This window comes from Streptomyces sp. NPDC039430, from assembly GCF_055639435.1.
Map to the genome: position 1 here is coordinate 1 of NZ_JBVKAK010000011.1, position 16527 is coordinate 16527.

Sequence of the window (16527 nt, forward strand, 5' to 3'; positions counted from 1 at the left end):
TCGCCAGCTCCCACAGCCCGTCCGGAAGGATCCATCCCCACTGTCCACTCCCCATGCCCAACGCAACTGCCAACTGACCATGTAGGACACGGTCTTAATCCAACGCTGACGAGTTGACGACGAAGGAAACGAGAAAAAGAGCTCGGTCTTTCCCTTGAGGCGCGGGAGGGAGGTACACGCCCCAGCCTGGCCACCATGACGGCGACATAGACGCGAAGAAGACCACCAGGCCTCTGACCGCGGGTACCCGGCTTCGATCCGACCGGCGTGTCTCCCGTTCGGGATTGTTCGCCATTCCACACGGCTCGCGCTTACGAAGACGACCGGGGACCGCGGATCGCACAGCTGGTTGAACACTTCGAGAAACACTCCTGACGATAACCGCACCAACCAACCACAAGGACTGTTCATGAACAATCGAAAGCACGCGACGGAATCGAACGATCGAGACGGCGCCTTCAGCCGTCGCAACTTCATGGCCAGGACCGGTTTCCTCGGAGCCGGATTGGTTGTCGGGGCGTCGCTCTTGTCCGCCTGTTCGGACCAGCCCCAGAGCAGCATCCGGAGCAGTGGAAGTGCCGCCGCAACGGGCAGCGGAATGAAGACACGAAGGCTCGGAGAACTGGAAGTTTCGGAAATGGGGGCCGGCGCTATGAGCATCAGCGCGAACTACGGCCCTCCCGCCGATATAAACCAGGGCATCAGGGTCCTTCGCGAGGCCCATGAGAGGGGCGTCACATTCTTTGACACGGCCGAAGTGTACGGCCCGCACACAAGCGAAGAGCTTGTAGGGAAGGCGCTCGCTCCCTTCCGCGACGAAGTCAGGATCGCGACCAAGTTCGGCTTCGACAGCGCAGCGGAAAGCGGACTCAACAGCAGGCCGGACCACATCAGGAGGGTGGTCGAGGGCTCACTCAAGCGCCTTCGAACGGACCGCATCGATCTCTATTACCAGCACCGGGTGGATCCGGATGTCCCGATTGAGGATGTGGCAGGTACGATCAAGGAACTCATCACGGAAGGAAAGGTTCTGCACTTCGGCCTCTCCGAGCCGAGCGCCAGAACAATCCGCCGGGCGCATGCCGTTCAACCCGTTACGGCAATCCAGACGGAATATTCACTGATGGAGCGGGATCCGGAAAAGAACGGCGTTCTCGCAATCTGCGGGGAGCTGGGAATCGGCTTCGTCCCGTGGGGCCCCATGGGGATGGGATACCTCACGGGTAAAATAAACGCCCGCTCGAAGTTCGACCCGAAAACAGATATTCGCTCAACCTTCGACCGCTTCTCCCCGGAGAATCTGGCAGCCAACATGCCGGTCGTCAGTCTGCTCCGGAGGATTGCGGAGAGCGAGAATTCGACACCCTCACAGGTCGCCCTGGCATGGCTTCTGGCGCAGAAACCATGGATTGTACCGATCCCGGGAACCCGCAGCCCGGAGCACCTGAACGAGAATTTGGGAGCACTCAACGTTCGGCTGTCCTCCGGGGATCTCAGCGAAATTGAAACCGCTTTCGCCGCGATTGAGGTGCACGGCGAACGTATGAATGAAATGCAGATGCAGATGGTCGATCAGACAGTGTGACCAGTGGCCATGGAGTTCGACGTCTGCCGTGGGGCATGTGAGCAAACCCGGATGACGCCGCGGATTTCCGGGAGACTGCCGGACACTGAGATCGGCCGACGGGCAGGCGTGACCTGAGACGGTGATCGTGCGGCGGACCCGGTACGAGGCGAGCGGGATCGACGCACTGGCGGGCCTGCCTCGACAGCCGTGTGATGACAGCGGTACTCGCGTACAGAGCCACACGTCTCGTTCAGCAGCCCCGACACCGATGAGAGTCGTCCACAGCAGCGGAAAAGCCCGGCAGGCCGAAAGGGGCCTGCCGGGCTGCGCGCCATGCGCTCGTTGGCTTTCCTGTCTGCCCCCGGCGAACTGTGGCCGTTGTCATCGAAGCCAGTCGTTGACAACGAAGGCAGTCGATTCACGGTGCGTGACAGCTGAGCCGTGACACGTGAGTTGGAAGCTTGCCAGGATTGTTGGAACCACGGCGTGCGGGGGCTGGTCGATGCGACTTGTCGCGGTAGCTGACATCGGGTTGATCGAACTGACACCGGCTACACCTGCCGAAAGCGTCTGTGCCCCTTACCCGGTTGCCGACCCGACGGGCAGACTGCGCACATGCAGCTCCCCGCCGAAGCCGTTGCCGCCACCGTGCTGATCGAGGTCGTACGGATCTCCGCCGTCGCGAGCAGGCGAAACGTGCCATACCCCGGCAGGACGGTCGCCCACTGGGCCGGGAGCGAAGTCACCGCCGCCCTGGCCTTGATCGAGAGCCTGCCCGGCAGCGAACAGCACCGCTGCGGCTTCTCACCAGGCTGGAGTGTCCGGGCGTACGAGGACTCTCTCGACCTGGCGCTGTTCGAGGCGGCGTTCTGCTTCACCTGCCATGAGGTCCGCATGCACGGAACGGCCGTGCCACCCGCTCTGGCCACGCAGTTCTTCGACCCGGGCGCCCCACCGGCCCAGAGCCTGCTGGCACTCTTCGGTGGCGAAGTCCCCTAGGGGCAGGGGCGTTCGCCGCGCTGACGTCACGGGCCCCGCAGAGTCCTTCAACGCGTTTCCGGCCCGGCACATGAGAAGTCGTACACCGCGAAGTCGGTAACCGGGCGGTAGCCGATCCGCTGGTAGAGACCGTTGCTGATGGGGTTGGCCAGATCCGCGAACAGTAGGACCTCCGCCGCGCCCGCGGCCAGCGCGGCCCCGCTCACCTCGACCGTCGCGCCGCCCGCGTAACCGCGGCCGCGTAGGTGGGCCGGGGTGTAGACGGGAGCCACCCGGATCTGGCCGGCGACCATCGGGGTCACGCCTGCCATGGAGGCGGGGGTGCCGTCCGGGGCTTCCCAGAGCGTCACGCGTCCCTGGGCGATGCGTGTATCCGCCCATGAGCTGCTGTCCGCAGCGGGGGTTCCTCCGATGGCGGTGATGAACTCGCGGTGCCAGAGCATGAGTTGCTCACGGTCCTGCTCGCCCGCGACTCGGCTTCGGCCCTCCGGGAGTGGCTCCGGTGGTTTGAGCGTGCCGAGGCGGTACAGGCGCTCCCGCTCGTGCAGTGTCGGCGTCGCGCCCGTGTGCCGCGCCCAGGCACCAGCGAAGGCGGTGGCGGTGTTGTGGTCCGCGATGACGCCGGAGAGGCGGTGGCCGAGGCGGGCCAGGTGGACGGCGAGGGTGTCGGCCTCCTCAAGGGTGAGCGGAGTGAGGTACGGACGGCGCGGCGGGGTGCGGAAGAAGGCCGCGCGGACCTCGCCCGCCCGCTCAAGGCTGCCGAAGACGGGGGCTTCGGCGCCGTACGCGTCCGCCCCCCGCGTACGCAGTGCCTCGGTCACCGTCAGCGGGACCGTGTGCAGGGCAGGGCGCGAGCGCAGGAAGTCTCCGGCTCGGGCAAGGAAGCCGTTGAGGTCTTCGGTGAGGTGCCAGCCATCCGGACGCATGCCTCATGGTCCCTCGTGCTGTCGGCGTGCGCCCGCAGTTTTTCGCTGACCGGATGGCCGCCCAGGCCAGCCATGCCGGTCGGCTCGGCGACCTCGGCGCCATTACGCAGCGTCCCGTCCTGGTCCAGGGTGGGATGCCAGAGGTGTTCAGGCATGGCCCGGACGGCGCGTGGGACCGGCTCGGTGACGGCGTATCCGACCGAGAGGTCGGTACGGATTCCTCGTTCCGCACGTCGCGGACGTGGGTGAGGAAGGCTTTCGCGGATCCGGCACTGTCGGTGCGGACGGGGAGGTCGGTGCCGTGCCGGTGCGCGTCGGGGATCTGTGCGAGTGCCTGGTCGAGCACCGTGATGTGGTCGCCGTCGGTGTCGGCACCGGCGTTGCCGGGACGCAGCCTGCCAGACACTGCCTCGCCGGTGTTGGCCAGGAAGCACAGCCCGGGTGGGGGTGGGCGTGACGGATGGAGGGGCGGTGGCGTCCGTTCCGGCCGCTGGATGTGCGGATGGGAGATTAAGGAACGATCGTTCTTGACTGATCGTTCCTTAACTGTCTACTCTCATGGCCATGGGCAGGCCAAGAGCATTCGACGAGGACGAGGCGGTGCGTGCCGCCGTGGATCTGTTCGGCGGACGCGCCTATGACGGCGTGTCCGTTGACGACCTCGTCAGCCACCTCGGCGTGCACCGCAACAGCCTGTACAAAACGTTCGGCAGCAAGCGCGGCCTCTACCTGGTCGCTCTGCGCCGCCACCTCACCGACGACGTCCGCCCTTTGCTCGACGCCCTCGCCGGCGCATCGGATGCCGCGGCCGCGCTGCGACTCGTCACCACGGCCAACCTCCGCCTGCTCCTACTCGCGACGGTCGAACGCGCACCGGTCGACGAGGAGGTCGCCTCCGAGGTGAAGGCCGCATTGGCCGCCGTCGACCAGGCGATCGCCGACGCCCTCGGCGTTCCCGCCGACCTGGCCGCCGCGCTCACCGCCGCCGCGCTGGGCATCCTCCTGCGTGGCAACCCCGACAACGCCACCACCGCGCTGACCCAACACCTCGACCCATTCCCCTGAATCGGAAAACGAAATGGCACTGATACGTATCGACGGTGACGACCTCGTCGTCGTGATCGAGGGTCTCGACAAGCTCTGGTCCTTCAAAGGCAGCCTGACCATCCCGCTGGCCAACGTCCGTGGCGCGACCGCCGACCCCGGTATCGCCACCGACCCCAAGGGAATCCGCGCGCCGGGCTCCCACGTACCCGGCGTGATCACCGCCGGCACATTCCATCGGGATGGCGAGAAGGTCTTCTGGGATGTCAGGGATCCGTCAAAGACGGTCGTGGTCGAACTCGCCGACGAGCGGTACGCACGCCTGGTGCTCCAGGTCGACGACCCCCGCGCGGCTGTCGCCCTGGTCGAAAACGCCCTTGCATAAGGAGAGGTAAGCCGATGTTTCGCCACTTGGCAGCAGCTGTGATGGCACTGGCCGCCGTCACCGCCGCCCCGGCCGAGGCAACACCCGGGCTCGTGCCTGCCGCCGACCGCGAGGTCGTCTTCACGGCCGACGGTACGACCGCGTACGGCACCCTGCATGTTCCCGAACATCGTGCCGGGCAACGGCTGCGGGCGGCACTGCTGCTGCCGGGCAGCGGACCCACCGACCGCGACGGCAACCAACCGCCCGCGTCCTCGCCGGACACCCTGGCACAGTTGGCCGACGTGCTCGACGGGGAGGGAATCGCCACGCTGCGGTTCGACAAGTACGGCACCGGCCGCACCGGACTCGGCGCCTACCGGGACCACCCGGAAGAACTCGACTACCCAGCATTCGTCCGCCAGGCACGGGCCGCCTACGAGTCGTTGCGCGATCAACCGGAGACCGACCCGCACGAACTGCTGCTCGTCGGACACAGCGAGGGCGCGATGACGGGCCTGGTGCTCGGCGGCACCGTCCGCCCGCGCCCTGTCGGCCTGGCGCTGCTGCAACCCCAGGCGATCCGCATGCTGGACCTGGTCGCGGTCCAACTCGAAGCTCAGATCGCCGAAGCAACCCGACAGGGCCAGTTCACCCCGGAGCAGCAACGCACCGTCAACGCGGCCATCGATGCCGCCGTCACCTCGCTGCGCGGACACCGACCGGTCGACACCACCGACCTGCCCACCGCGATCGCCCGGCTCTTCGAGGCATTCCAAGGCCCCAACGCCCGGTTCGTGGAAAGCGATGACGCCGTCTACCCACCGGACACCGCCGCCGCACTCCGGCCGGGAACCAACGTGCTGCTGACGTGCGGCACGAGCGACGCCCAGGTCCCTTGTGCCACAACGAACGCCCTGACGACCGCCCTGCGTCACGCGCATGCCGGTGGACCGGGCCGAGTGACACTGCCGGCAGCGGACCATCTCATGCACGACCCCGACCACCCGAACACGCTCGCGCCGCCCGTACTCGACGCCTTGCACCGGTTGGCCCGACACTGAGTCGGCCTGAACCAGCCGGGCGATCACCGGCACTCGGTTCCCGACGGCCGAGGCCAGCAGCATCAACGTGCGCCGGCATCGCACCGTGCCGGTGCGGCTCCGGCGCACGATCTGCTGCCCAGTTTCCGCCCCTCCTGGTCGGTCGGTCTGCGCACACGGACAGGCTCGGCCACCGCGCCTCCAGCGGTCGGATCGGACGTCACCGCCCATCCAACCGCCACAACTACCAACCCGGCGAACCTATGAGGTCACAGCACTAGCTCCGGGCATGCAAGGCGTGCGAGAGCCCGCTCATGCTGACGTCGATGACCGTGCGGAGCTGCTTCTGGCTCGCCCTGGTCCTGCTCATCACGGCCAGCGACTGGTTGACCGCCGTGAGGTGAACCGCGAATTCGTCGGCATCGCCTTCGGCCAACTGCGCGGCGTGCAAGGCGGTCCGCAGCCGCGCATGCTGAAAGCCCAGCGCTTCGATCGCGCGTGCGGCGATGGTGGGGCTGAGCACCGGTACCGCCATCGCGGTCTGGGCGATCAGGCATCCATCAGGTACGTCAGGGTCGGCGATGCGCTGCAGGGTGACGTCGAAGAACGCCCGTACCGCCTGGAGCGGTTCCTCGGACGCACGTGAAAGCGCCTGGTCGTACCTGTTTCCGTACCGCGTGGCGTAGCGGTCCAGGCAGCGCAGGTAGAGCGAGTCTTTGTCGCCGAACGAGGAGTAGATGGAACTGCGGTTCAATCCGGTCGTCCTGGAGAGGTCGTCGAGAGACGTGTCGGCGTATCCGGCCCGCCAGAACTGGACCATCGCCGCGTCGAGCGCGATGCCCACGTCGAACTGCTTCTTCCCGGCCATCACCCATGCACCTCGTTCTTGGACCAGCCGTTGTGGCCCTGCCCATCCTATCTTGAACTAACCAGTCCAAGATGCGGTAGGCTCAAGCCATGACCGACGACGCCATAGCCCCGAACCGCTCCTGCGGCCGGCACCCGGTCCCCGGGTTGCCGCTGTACGACCTTGCGGGTTTCACTCACCGCTGGGTCGACGCGGAAGGAATCCGGCTTCACGCCGTGGAAGGCGGCCGGGCGGCCGGTCCCACCGTCGTCCTGCTCGCCGGATTCCCGCAGACCTGGTGGGCTTGGCGAAAGGTGATGCCAGGCCTTGCCGAGCGATTCCACGTGATCGCGATCGACCTGCCGGGGCAGGGCCACTCCGACCGCCCTCAAGGGGGCTACGACACGCACACCGTCGCTTCGCGTGTCCAGGCCGCGCTGACCGCGCTCAACGTGCCGAAGTACTGGCTCGTCGCCCACGACATCGGGGCCTGGGTTGCCTTCTCGCTGGCCCTGAAGTACGAAAAGCTCCTGCATGGTGTCGCTCTGCTTGACGCCGGCATTCCCGGCATCACCCTCCCGGACTCCATCCCAACGGACCCCGACCGGGCCTGGAAGACCTGGCACTTCGCCTTCCACCTGGTGCCCGAACTGCCCGAGACTCTGCTCACCGGCCGCGAGCGTGACTACGTCGGCTGGTTCCTGAAGGCCAAAGCTCTGTCCCCGAACACCTTCGACGGCGCCGAGATCGACCATTACGCCGCCGCCATCGCGGCCGAGGGAGGGCTTTCAGCGTCTCTCGCCTACTACCGCGACGCCGCCGAATCAGCGCGTAAAAATCATGACGCTCTCGAACGAGGGCGCTTGGCCGTCCCTGTCCTGGGAATCTCCAGCTCCCATGGCTCGATCCCCGACATGGCCGCCTCCATCAGCCCGTGGGCAGAGAACGCCACCGGCGCCGTCATCCCACAGGCCGGACACTTCATTCCCGACGAGCAGCCCGGCGCCACGGTGGATGTGTTGACCGCGTTCATCGATCACGAACGTGTCGGATAGTTCGCGACCCTCAACTGGTCCCCAAGAGATACGGAAAGGCGGTACCGGATTCCTCCGATACCGCCTGCGACCTGCGAAAACGCTGGTCGGGACGACAGGATTTGAACCTGCGACCCCTTGACCCCCAGTCAAGTGCGCTACCAAGCTGCGCCACGTCCCGTTGCCCGTCTGACCTGGGGTTTCCCCGACCCGAACGCGCATGAGAACAATACCGCACTCGGACCGGTGGTCACTAATCCCTTTCCGGGCGGACCGGGCGCTTGACCTCAAGTGTGGTTGAAGTTGCAGCCTGGGTCCTATGACGACGACAGAGATGACCTCCGTAACGGGATACCAGGATCTGAACCGGCTGCTGGCCCTCATGACGGGTGACGAGAAGCACGGACCGGCGGCGACCTCCACCCTGGACGCTCTGTGGGTGCTGTACGACCGGGTCCTGCGCGTCTCGCCCGGGACCGTCGACGCGCCGGGGCGGGACCGGTTCCTCCTCTCGAAGGGGCACGGGCCGATGGCGTACTACGCGGTCCTCGCCGCGAAGGGGTTCCTCGCCGAGGAGACGCTGCCCGGCTTCGGCTCGTACGACTCGCCGCTCGGGCATCACCCCGACCGGACCCTGATTCCGGGCGTGGAGATCGGCAGCGGCTCGCTCGGGCACGGACTGCCGCTCGCCGTGGGCAGTGTGCTCGGGCTGCGTGCGCAGGGGCTCACCGATCCGCGGGTGTGGGTGCTGATCGGCGATGCCGAGCTGGACGAGGGCAGCAACCACGAGGCGCTCGCCTACGCGGGGCCGGCGGGGCTCGATCAGCTCCACACGCTGGTGATCGACAACGCGTCCGCGACCTACGGCTGGCCCGGCGGCATCGCGTCGCGGTTCGAGGCAGCCGGCTGGTCGGCCGAGACCGTCGACGGCAGGGACCACGACGCGCTGTACGCGGCGTACACCGCGCCGCACGCCGGCCGGCCCCGGGCGGTCGTGGCCCGTGTCGAGCCCAAGTCCTGACCGCCGCGCCACACCTTCCACCACCCGAGGCACCGCCCGAGGCACCGCCCGAAGCAAGGGCCCGAAGCACCGCCCAACGCACCACCCAGAGCACCCGCCCGAAGCACCGAGGGGTATTTCCATGGACACCATGCGCGACCGCTTCATCTCCACCACCTCCCAACTGCTGGACGACGACCCACGGCTCGCCGTCGTCCTCGCCGAGATCAGCCGGGACGGCTTCGACTCCGCGGAGCGACGCCATCCGGATCGCGTGATCAATGTCGGGATCCGTGAACAGCTGCTGGTCGGAGTGGGCGGCGGGCTCGCCCTCACCGGGCTGCGGCCGATCGTGCACACCTTCGCCAGCTTCCTGGTGGAGCGGCCCTTCGAACAGGTCAAGCTGGATTTCGGGCATCAGGGCGTGGGCGGCGTGCTCGTCAGCGCGGGGGCCTCGTACGACTGGCCCGCCGGCGGTTTCACCCATATGGCGCCGGGCGATGTGGCGCTGATGGACACACTCGACGGCTGGGCGGTGCATGTGCCGGGCCACCCCGACGAGGCCGAGGCGCTGCTGCGGCGCGCCGCCGCCGGGGACGGGCGGGACTACGTACGGCTGTCCATGCAGAGCAACGAGCGGGCACGGCCGGTGACCGGCGCCGGGTTCAGCACCGTACGCGAGGGGCGCGCCGGGGTCGTCGTCGCCGTCGGGCCGATGCTGGACAACGTGCTGGCGGCGACGGAGGGCCTGGATACGACGGTGCTGTACGCGACGACCGTGCGGCCCTTCGACGGCGCGGCGCTGCGCCGGGCCGTCGCGGGCGCTGACGCGGCGGACGTCGTGCTCGTCGAGCCGTATCTCGCCGGTACCTCCACCGCCGCGGCCAACGACGCGCTGACCGAGACCCCGCACCGGGTGCTGGGGCTCGGTGTGGCCCGCCGCGAGCTGCGCCGTTACGGACAGCTGGAAGAGCATCTGGCCGGCCAGGGCCTCGACGCGCGGTCGTTGCGGGAGCGGATCTCGGGGTTCCTGGCGCGTCCCTGACATAGCCCGGTCGCGCGACGCCGCGCGAGGCGATCGTGAGGCGTCCCCGCCCGGATCGGGTCCTCGGAGCGCATCCCCGGTCCGCGCGAGGCAACCTTGGAGAGGGCCGTGACCCTCGATCCGGGAACGGCCGGTGTCGAAGGCACCGCGGAAGACGGACAGGAATACGGACAGAAGTGGAGCCTGCCATGACCGCGAGCGGTGATCTGCTCATCGACGCCTTCGGCCGTATCCGCGAGACCGTCCACGAGGCGGTGGACGGTCTCTCCCCCGACGAGCTGGCCGTGCGGCTGGACGACGGGGCGAACTCGATCGCCTGGCTGATCTGGCATCTCACCCGGATCCAGGATGATCACATCGCCGATGTGGCCGGTACGGAAGAGGTGTGGATCGCGCAGGAGTGGTCGGAGAGGTTCGAGCTGCCGTTCTCGCGCCGCTCCACCGGATACGGCCACTCCCCCAAGGACGTGGCCTCGCTCGACGGCATCTCCGGGGAACTGCTCGTCGAGTACCACGACGCCGTTCACGAGCGGACGGTGAAGTACCTCGGCACGCTCAAGGACGCGGACCTCGGCCGGGTCGTCGACGACGCGTGGACCCCGGCCGTCACTCTCGGCGTCCGGCTGGTGAGCGTCATCTCCGATGATCTCCAGCACGCCGGACAGGCCGCGTTCATCCGGGGGTGGCTGGAGCGGCCCTGAATCCGGGGCGGTCCTGAGCCCTGTCGGCGACGGCCCGGGGTGACGGCGTCCGGGGAACGTCCGGTGCGGAGGTCCGTGCCCCGGCGCGCGTCAGGTACGACAGCAGCTCCCGGGCCGCCGGGCCCGTGCGCTGGTCCTCGGGAACGGCCGCCGAGACCTCCCAGAGATGGTCCTCCGCACCGGCCAGCGATACGGTCCTGAGCGCCGCGGCCTGCTCCTTGCGGGCGATCGGGCGGGGTACCACCGCGACGCCGAGGCCGTGTCCGACCAGGTCGATCAGACTGTGCACGTCATTGACCTCCAGGGCGACCCGCCGCTCGATACGGGCGGCGGCGAAAGCGCGGTCGGTGAGGCCGCGGGCACCCCAGTCCTCGTGGAAGTCGACGAAGACCTCGCCGCCCAGCTCGGCCCACTCGGCCTCGTCCGCCCCGGCCAGCGGATGATCCGGATGGCAGAGCAGCACCATCGGCTCGCTGGCGAGCGGCACCAGTCGTACCCCCTCGGGCACGGCCCCGGACACGGCGACGAAGGCCAGGTCGAGCCGCCCGTTCGCCACATCCTCCACGAGCGAGGCGGAACCGGCCTGCCGCAGCCGTACCTCGACCTCGGGGTGCTCCGACCGGAACCGCGCGAGCAGACCGGGTACGTGCACGCCCGCGACGCACTGCTCGGTGCCGACGGACAGGGTGCCGCGCAGCAGTCCCTGGACCGCCGCGACCGCCTCCCGGCCCGCCCGTACGCTCGCCAGCGCGCGCGAGGCCTCCACGAGCAGGGCGTGGCCGGCGCCGGTCAGCTCGACGCTCCGGGTGGAGCGGACGAAGAGCCGGGCGCCCAGCTCGCGTTCCAGGGCGCGGACGGATGCCGAGAGTCCCGACTGCGAGACCATCAGGCGCTGGGCGGCCCTGGTGAAGTGGCGTTCTTCCGCGACGGCGACGAAGTATTCGAGGTGTCGGAGTTCCACGACGTACGAGCCTAGACGTACGGGCGGAGAGGTACGAGCAGAGAGGTCGGGCGCAGACCTACGAGCAGAGCGGTACGGGCGGAGAGGTACGGGCGGAGAGGTACGGGCTCGACCGGAACGATCCGCCGGACGACCCGATTGAGAAACCCGGTCACTCAATGCGTTCGTTTTCTTCTATTGGACGCCTCACGGGCCGGGGACGAAGCTGGAAGGTGTCCGCCGGATCCGGCGGACACCGCAGCAGGAAGGGTGCGCCACACCATGAAGACTCGCCGCATCGGAACCGTCGAGGTCAGCGCGATCGGTCTGGGCGGTATGCCGATGTCGATCGAGGGACGGCCCGACGAGGCCCGGTCCATCGCCACCATCCACGCGGCGCTGGACGCCGGGGTGACACTGATCGACACGGCGGATGCCTACCACCAGAGCGCCAACGACGTCGGCCACAACGAGTCCCTGATCGCCAAGGCGCTGGATTCCCACAGCCGGGGCTCCGAGGTGCTGGTGGCCACCAAGGGCGGCCATCTGCGCCCCGGCGACGGTTCATGGACGCTGGACGGCTCGCCCGAGCACCTCAGGCGTGCCTGTGAGGCGTCGCTCGGGCGGCTCGGCGTGGAGGCGATCGGGCTCTACCAGTTCCACCGTCCCGACCCGAAGGTTCCCTACGAGGAGTCCGTCGGCGCACTGCGTGAGCTGCTCGACGAGGGCAAGATCCTGCAGGCCGGTATCTCCAACGCCGATCCTGACCAGATCCGGTCGGCCCACGAGATCCTCGGCGGCCGGCTGGCCTCCGTGCAGAACCAGTTCTCGCCGGCCTTCAGGTCCAGCGAGCCGGAGCTCGAACTCTGCACGGAGCTGGGCATCGCGTTCCTGCCGTGGAGTCCGTTCGGCGGTATCAAGCGCGCGGGCGAACTCGGTTCCTCGTACGCGCCGTTCGCCCGGATCGCGGAGGCTCACGGGGTGAGCCCGCAGCGGGTGTGCCTGGCGTGGATGCTGGCCAAGTCGCCCATCGTGCTGCCGATCCCGGGCTCCAGCCGTCCGGAGACCATCCTCGACTCGGTCGCGGCGGCCGGTCTCGTACTGACCTCCGCCGAGGTGGCGGAGCTGGACGCGGCCTGACGACACCCGCGCTCACGGAACCACCCCGCACCACACGGACCGCACGACCGACCCGCACGACTACTGACCCGCCGGGCTACCGACCCGCCCGGCCACCGACCCGCCCCGGCACCTCGGCCCGGGGCGGGTCAGTCGTATGTCCGGGCGGAACGTACCGGAGAGCGGGGAGCCGAGAGCGGGGAGCCGAGAGCGGGGAGCGGAAGCGGCGCCAACTCTCATATCACAGAGGGCCCTTCCGACCCATTGACCCCCTGTAACAGGTGAACCTACGCTGTGCGACGTACTTCGGAAAGCGCTTTCTAACCCGCAGCTCGGCTCACCAGCACCGGGAGCGCCCATGAGAACACCCCTGAGAACGCCCGCAAGGACGTCGTCCGTCAGAGCGCCGTCCCCGTCCCCGTTCCCGTCCTCCTCCCCCTTCCTCGTCATCCTCGCGTTACTGGCGCTCGTCCTCGGTCTCGGGCTGGCCACGCCGCCCCGCGCCGACGCGGCTCCGTTCCGCGTCCTGGTCTTTTCCAAGGTCACCAACTTCACGCACGACTCGATCCCCGCCGGGATCAAAGCCGTTGAGCAGCTCGGCAGCGAGAACGGGTTCGAGGTGGAGGCCACCGACGACGCCACGGCCTTCACCGCGGACAATCTCGCCCGTTTTCAGGCGATCGTCTTCAACAACACCAACTCCACCCCGGAGAGCGGTGATCTGCTCGACGCCGACCAGCGCTCCGCTCTCCAGGGCTTCGTACGGGCGGGCGGCGGCTGGGTCGGTCTGCACGCCGCGTCCGCCAGCGAGCGTGACTGGGGCTGGTACGAGGGGCTGGTCGGCGCGATCTTCGACAAACACCCCGCCGTCCAGACCGGCCGCGTGAAGGTACTCGACCAGACCCACCCCTCCACCCAGGGCCTTCCCCAGCTCTGGGAGCGTACGGAGGAGTGGTACAACTGGCGCACCAACCCCACCGGCAAGGTGCACACGCTCGCCCAGATCAAGGTGAACGACGGCGTCGACGGGCTGGACGAGGGCGTCGACCACCCGTGGTCGTGGTGCCAGAACTACGACGGCGGACGCTCCTGGTTCACCGCGGGCGGGCATGATTCGTCCGCCTTCCAGGAGGACGCCTTCCGCAAGCACCTGCTGGGCGGAATCCAGTGGGCCGCGGGCAACAAGCCCGGCGACTGCACCGCCACCAAGACGGGTGCCTTCCAGCGCACCGCGCTGGCCACCAGCGATCTCGCCGACCCCTTCGAGCTGGCCGTCGCCCCGGACCGCAGGGTCTTCTTCATCCAGCGCACCGGCAAGCTCAAGGTGATCGACCAGACCACGCTCAAGGTCTCGACCGCGCTGGACTTCGCGTACACCCCGGAGATGACGAGCCAGTCCGACGGGCTGCTGGGGCTGGCGCTCGACCCGGATTTCGCGGCGAACAACTGGCTCTATCTGCTGCACTCCGACAAGGTCGAGAAACGGCTCAATCTGTCGCGCTTCACGGTCACCGGAAACACCGTCGACCCGGCTTCCGAGAAACGGCTGCTGACGGTTCCGACGCTGCGCGGCGAGGGCCGGGCCAACTCCCATATGGCCGGTTCGATCGCCTTCGACAAGAACGGCGATCTGTATGTCGCGACCGGCGACAACACCGATCCGTTCGCCTCCGACGGCTTCTCGCCGATCGACGAGCGTGAGGGCCGCCGTGCCTGGGACGCCCAGACGACCGCCGGGAACACGAACGATCTGCGCGGCAAGGTTCTGCGGATCACCCCGGAGGACGACGGCACCTATTCCATCCCGGACGGGAACCTCTTCGCGCCGGGTACGGAGAAGACCCGTCCCGAGGTCTACGCGATGGGCATGCGCAATCCGTTCCGTATCACCACCGACCCCCTGAGCGGCGCCCTGCTGGTGGGGGACTACGGGCCGGACGCGCGGGAGCCCGTGGCCGACCGGGGGCCCGAGGGCACCGTCGAGTACAACAGGATCACCGAGGCGGGCAATTACGGCTGGCCGTACTGCACCGGCGACAACACCCCGTTCAACGACTACGACTTCACGACCGGGACCTCGGGCGCGACATTCGACTGCGCCAAGCTGGTCAACGACTCGCCGAACAACACCGGTCTGCGGGAGCTGCCCGCGGCCAAGCCCGCGACGGTCTGGTACGCGTATTCCGCCTCGGCCGACTTCCCCGAACTCGGCGCGGGCGGCGGCGGGCCGATGAGCGGTCCCGTCTACGACTACGACCCCGCGAACACCTATCCGTCGAAGTTCCCGGAGTACTTCGAGGGCAAATGGCTCAACTATGAGCTGACCAGGACCTGGTTCAAGGCCTTCTCGTTCCAGCGAGAGGACCAGACGTTCACCGACCCGCGCTTCGATCCGGTGAAGGCGGGCGATCTCCACTCCATCAACGGTGTCTTCGGCGATCTGAAGTGGAACCAGCCCTTCGATGCCGACTTCGGACCCGACGGAGCGCTGTACGTCATCGACTTCGGGCTCGGCAGCGGTACGGGCCGGGGCGGCAGCAACGAGGGCTCCGGCATCTACCGCATCGACTATGTCGCGGACGGCCGGCTGCCCGACGCCAAGGCCACGACGACCCCGGACAGCGGACCGGCGCCGCTGAAGGTGACGTTCTCCAGCGAGGGGTCGGGGCTGCCCGGCGGCAAGCCGGTGACCTACGCGTGGGACTTCGACGGCGACGGGACCACCGACTCCACCGAGCCGAATCCGGCCCATGTCTACCGCGACAAGGGCCGGTTCACGGCCCGGCTGACCGTCACCGGGCCCGACGGGCTCACCGCGCTCTCCGTACAGGAGATCACCGTCGGCAACACCAGACCGGTGGTCACCATCCAACAGCCCCCTAACGGCGGGATGTTCAGCTTCGGCGACACCATCCCGTTCACCGTGAAGGTGAAGGACCGCGAGGACGGCAGGACCGGACCGGACGGCCGCATCGACTGCTCGCGAGTGGTCGTACAGTCCCAGCTCGGCCATGACAGCCATCTGCATCCGCTGGACAACTACACCGGCTGTGCGGGGGAGATCGTCACCGATGCCGGGGACAGCCACGGCCCGGGGCAGAACCTCTACTACGGCATCACCGCGCAGTACGAGGACAAGGGCGCCGAGGGCGTGCCCGCGCTGACGGGCTCGACATCGCTGACGCTGCGTACGACCTTCCGGGAGGCGGAGCACCGCACCGCGACCGGGGGCGCGCACGAGGGCACGGTGATCGCCGACCGCGCCGACTCCTCGGGCGGCAAGCGGGTGACGGAGATCGAGGACGGTGACTGGATCTCCTTCGACCCGGTGAATCTGAAGGGCGTCAACTCCGTGACGGTCGGCGCCTCGTCGGGCGGACTCGGCGGTGACATCGAGTTCCGTAACGGCTCACCGACCGGACCGCTGCTGGGGAAGGTGACCATCCCCAACACGGGAGGCTTCGGCAATGTGGTCTCCCCCACGGTCTCGCTGAAGAGCCCCGGCGGCACGGTGAAGCTGTACGCGGTGTTCACCAACCCGGCCTGGTCGCCTGAGAAGCCGGATCTGTTCGCGGTCGACTGGCTGCACTTCAACGGCCCCGGGGTGGAGAAGAAGCCGGCCACGAAGGTGTCGCTCAAGGCGACGCCCGCCGAGGGAAGCGCGCCGCTGGCCGTACAGCTCACCAGCACCGTGAAACCGGCGGCCGGCCGCACCATCGCCTCGTACCACTGGGACTTCGGTGACAACGCCAAGGGCACGGGTACGGAGGGGCCGAGCGCGGCCCACACCTACGCACGGCCGGGCGCGTACACGGCGCATCTGACCGTCACCGACGACAAGGGCGACACGACGACCGGCGCGGTCCCTGTCCACGTACGCTGAGAGGAGAGAGTCACG

At 68.2% G+C, this 16527-nt stretch carries 14 protein-coding genes, 1 tRNA gene and 1 pseudogene; 11 read left to right on the forward strand and 5 right to left on the reverse strand.

Translation table 11 applies throughout. The annotated features are described in order from the left end of the window. Nucleotides 1-409 precede the first annotated feature (409 nt). Together ACZ7LS_RS25675 and ACZ7LS_RS25680 are read left to right on the forward strand one after the other, a co-directional pair. Nucleotides 410-1585 carry an aldo/keto reductase gene (locus ACZ7LS_RS25675; protein WP_469449565.1) on the forward strand — a complete coding sequence of 392 codons (1176 nt, stop codon included), beginning with the start codon at nt 410-412 and terminating at the stop codon, nt 1583-1585. Nucleotides 1586-2182: 597 nt separating this feature from the next. Continuing rightward, nucleotides 2183-2566 carry a hypothetical protein gene (locus ACZ7LS_RS25680; RefSeq protein WP_385134699.1) on the forward strand — a complete coding sequence of 128 codons (384 nt, stop codon included), beginning with the start codon at nt 2183-2185 and terminating at the stop codon, nt 2564-2566. Between the two features lie 47 nt (nt 2567-2613). Here ACZ7LS_RS25680 and ACZ7LS_RS25685 read toward each other — a convergent pair whose 3' ends face one another. Further along, the gene (locus ACZ7LS_RS25685; RefSeq protein WP_385134697.1) at nt 2614-3492 is read right to left on the reverse strand and encodes a GNAT family N-acetyltransferase; all 879 of its coding nucleotides are present in this window, start codon (nt 3490-3492) and stop codon (nt 2614-2616) included. Nucleotides 3493-4056: 564 nt separating this feature from the next. Between ACZ7LS_RS25685 and ACZ7LS_RS25690 the strand changes: the two genes are divergently transcribed. The 3 genes from ACZ7LS_RS25690 to ACZ7LS_RS25700 are packed head-to-tail and all read left to right on the forward strand — an operon-like array spanning nt 4057 to nt 5964. Beyond that, complete coding sequence (locus tag ACZ7LS_RS25690; RefSeq protein WP_385134694.1) at nt 4057-4557, forward strand: TetR/AcrR family transcriptional regulator; 501 nt, start codon at nt 4057-4059, stop codon at nt 4555-4557. 13 nt (nt 4558-4570) lie between these two features. Next, complete coding sequence (locus ACZ7LS_RS25695; RefSeq protein WP_382530343.1) at nt 4571-4921, forward strand: hypothetical protein; 351 nt, start codon at nt 4571-4573, stop codon at nt 4919-4921. A 14-nt stretch (nt 4922-4935) separates the two neighbouring features. Next, on the forward strand, nt 4936-5964 hold the full coding sequence (locus ACZ7LS_RS25700; RefSeq protein WP_385134692.1) for an alpha/beta hydrolase family protein: 1029 nt from the start codon (nt 4936-4938) through the stop codon (nt 5962-5964). On the opposite strand, the pseudogene ACZ7LS_RS25705 reads toward ACZ7LS_RS25700, so the two are convergent. Together ACZ7LS_RS25705 and ACZ7LS_RS25710 are read right to left on the reverse strand one after the other, a co-directional pair. After that, nucleotides 5965-6137 (reverse strand): annotated as a pseudogene (locus ACZ7LS_RS25705) (IS630 family transposase); the annotation flags it as partial. An 83-nt stretch (nt 6138-6220) separates the two neighbouring features. Next, nucleotides 6221-6811, reverse strand: coding sequence for a TetR/AcrR family transcriptional regulator (locus ACZ7LS_RS25710; RefSeq protein WP_385134690.1), 591 nt, complete (start codon nt 6809-6811; stop codon nt 6221-6223). Nucleotides 6812-6900: 89 nt separating this feature from the next. Here ACZ7LS_RS25710 and ACZ7LS_RS25715 point away from each other — a divergent pair, with 89 nt between their 5' ends. Further along, nucleotides 6901-7845, forward strand: a complete 945-nt coding sequence (locus ACZ7LS_RS25715) for an alpha/beta fold hydrolase (RefSeq protein ID WP_385134688.1) — start codon at nt 6901-6903, stop codon at nt 7843-7845. Between the two features lie 83 nt (nt 7846-7928). Here ACZ7LS_RS25715 and ACZ7LS_RS25720 read toward each other — a convergent pair. Then, nucleotides 7929-8005, reverse strand: a tRNA-Pro gene (locus ACZ7LS_RS25720). A 138-nt stretch (nt 8006-8143) separates the two neighbouring features. Between ACZ7LS_RS25720 and ACZ7LS_RS25725 the strand changes: the two genes are divergently transcribed. The 3 genes from ACZ7LS_RS25725 (at nt 8144) to ACZ7LS_RS25735 (ending at nt 10570) form a co-directional block, all read left to right on the forward strand. Further along, nucleotides 8144-8845, forward strand: coding sequence for a transketolase (locus tag ACZ7LS_RS25725; protein ID WP_382530350.1), 702 nt, complete (start codon nt 8144-8146; stop codon nt 8843-8845). Nucleotides 8846-8966: 121 nt separating this feature from the next. Beyond that, on the forward strand, nt 8967-9869 hold the full coding sequence (locus ACZ7LS_RS25730; protein ID WP_382530352.1) for a transketolase family protein: 903 nt from the start codon (nt 8967-8969) through the stop codon (nt 9867-9869). Between the two features lie 188 nt (nt 9870-10057). Next, nucleotides 10058-10570, forward strand: a complete 513-nt coding sequence (locus ACZ7LS_RS25735; protein ID WP_382530354.1) for a mycothiol transferase — start codon at nt 10058-10060, stop codon at nt 10568-10570. On the opposite strand, the gene ACZ7LS_RS25740 is transcribed toward ACZ7LS_RS25735, so the two are convergent. Beyond that, the gene (locus ACZ7LS_RS25740) at nt 10542-11531 is read right to left on the reverse strand and encodes a LysR family transcriptional regulator (protein ID WP_385134687.1); all 990 of its coding nucleotides are present in this window, start codon (nt 11529-11531) and stop codon (nt 10542-10544) included. The genes ACZ7LS_RS25735 and ACZ7LS_RS25740 overlap by 29 nt on opposite strands. 261 nt (nt 11532-11792) lie before the next feature. Here ACZ7LS_RS25740 and ACZ7LS_RS25745 point away from each other — a divergent pair, with 261 nt between their 5' ends. Both ACZ7LS_RS25745 and ACZ7LS_RS25750 read left to right on the forward strand, forming a co-directional pair. Continuing rightward, nucleotides 11793-12650 (forward strand): aldo/keto reductase, encoded by an 858-nt coding sequence (locus ACZ7LS_RS25745; RefSeq protein ID WP_382530357.1) that lies wholly within the window; start codon nt 11793-11795, stop codon nt 12648-12650. Nucleotides 12651-12987: 337 nt separating this feature from the next. Next, entirely contained in the window at nt 12988-16512 is a 3525-nt protein-coding gene (locus ACZ7LS_RS25750) for a ThuA domain-containing protein (RefSeq protein ID WP_385134685.1), read from the forward strand. Nucleotides 16513-16527 lie beyond the last annotated feature (15 nt).

What these genes read in the sequence shown, in the direction of transcription:
- ACZ7LS_RS25700 (WP_385134692.1), top strand. Translation starts at nt 4,936, where the DNA reads ATGTTTCGCCACTTGGCAGCAGCTGTGATGGCACTGGCCGCCGTCACC.
- ACZ7LS_RS25690 (WP_385134694.1), top strand. Translation starts at nt 4,057, where the DNA reads ATGGGCAGGCCAAGAGCATTCGACGAGGACGAGGCGGTGCGTGCCGCC.
- ACZ7LS_RS25685 (WP_385134697.1), bottom strand. Translation starts at nt 3,492, where the DNA reads ATGCGTCCGGATGGCTGGCACCTCACCGAAGACCTCAACGGCTTCCTT.
- ACZ7LS_RS25725 (WP_382530350.1), top strand. Translation starts at nt 8,144, where the DNA reads ATGACGACGACAGAGATGACCTCCGTAACGGGATACCAGGATCTGAAC.
- ACZ7LS_RS25680 (WP_385134699.1), top strand. Translation starts at nt 2,183, where the DNA reads ATGCAGCTCCCCGCCGAAGCCGTTGCCGCCACCGTGCTGATCGAGGTC.
- ACZ7LS_RS25695 (WP_382530343.1), top strand. Translation starts at nt 4,571, where the DNA reads ATGGCACTGATACGTATCGACGGTGACGACCTCGTCGTCGTGATCGAG.
- ACZ7LS_RS25735 (WP_382530354.1), top strand. Translation starts at nt 10,058, where the DNA reads ATGACCGCGAGCGGTGATCTGCTCATCGACGCCTTCGGCCGTATCCGC.
- ACZ7LS_RS25730 (WP_382530352.1), top strand. Translation starts at nt 8,967, where the DNA reads ATGGACACCATGCGCGACCGCTTCATCTCCACCACCTCCCAACTGCTG.
- ACZ7LS_RS25710 (WP_385134690.1), bottom strand. Translation starts at nt 6,811, where the DNA reads ATGGCCGGGAAGAAGCAGTTCGACGTGGGCATCGCGCTCGACGCGGCG.
- ACZ7LS_RS25750 (WP_385134685.1), top strand. Translation starts at nt 12,988, where the DNA reads ATGAGAACACCCCTGAGAACGCCCGCAAGGACGTCGTCCGTCAGAGCG.
- ACZ7LS_RS25745 (WP_382530357.1), top strand. Translation starts at nt 11,793, where the DNA reads ATGAAGACTCGCCGCATCGGAACCGTCGAGGTCAGCGCGATCGGTCTG.
- ACZ7LS_RS25675 (WP_469449565.1), top strand. Translation starts at nt 410, where the DNA reads ATGAACAATCGAAAGCACGCGACGGAATCGAACGATCGAGACGGCGCC.
- ACZ7LS_RS25715 (WP_385134688.1), top strand. Translation starts at nt 6,901, where the DNA reads ATGACCGACGACGCCATAGCCCCGAACCGCTCCTGCGGCCGGCACCCG.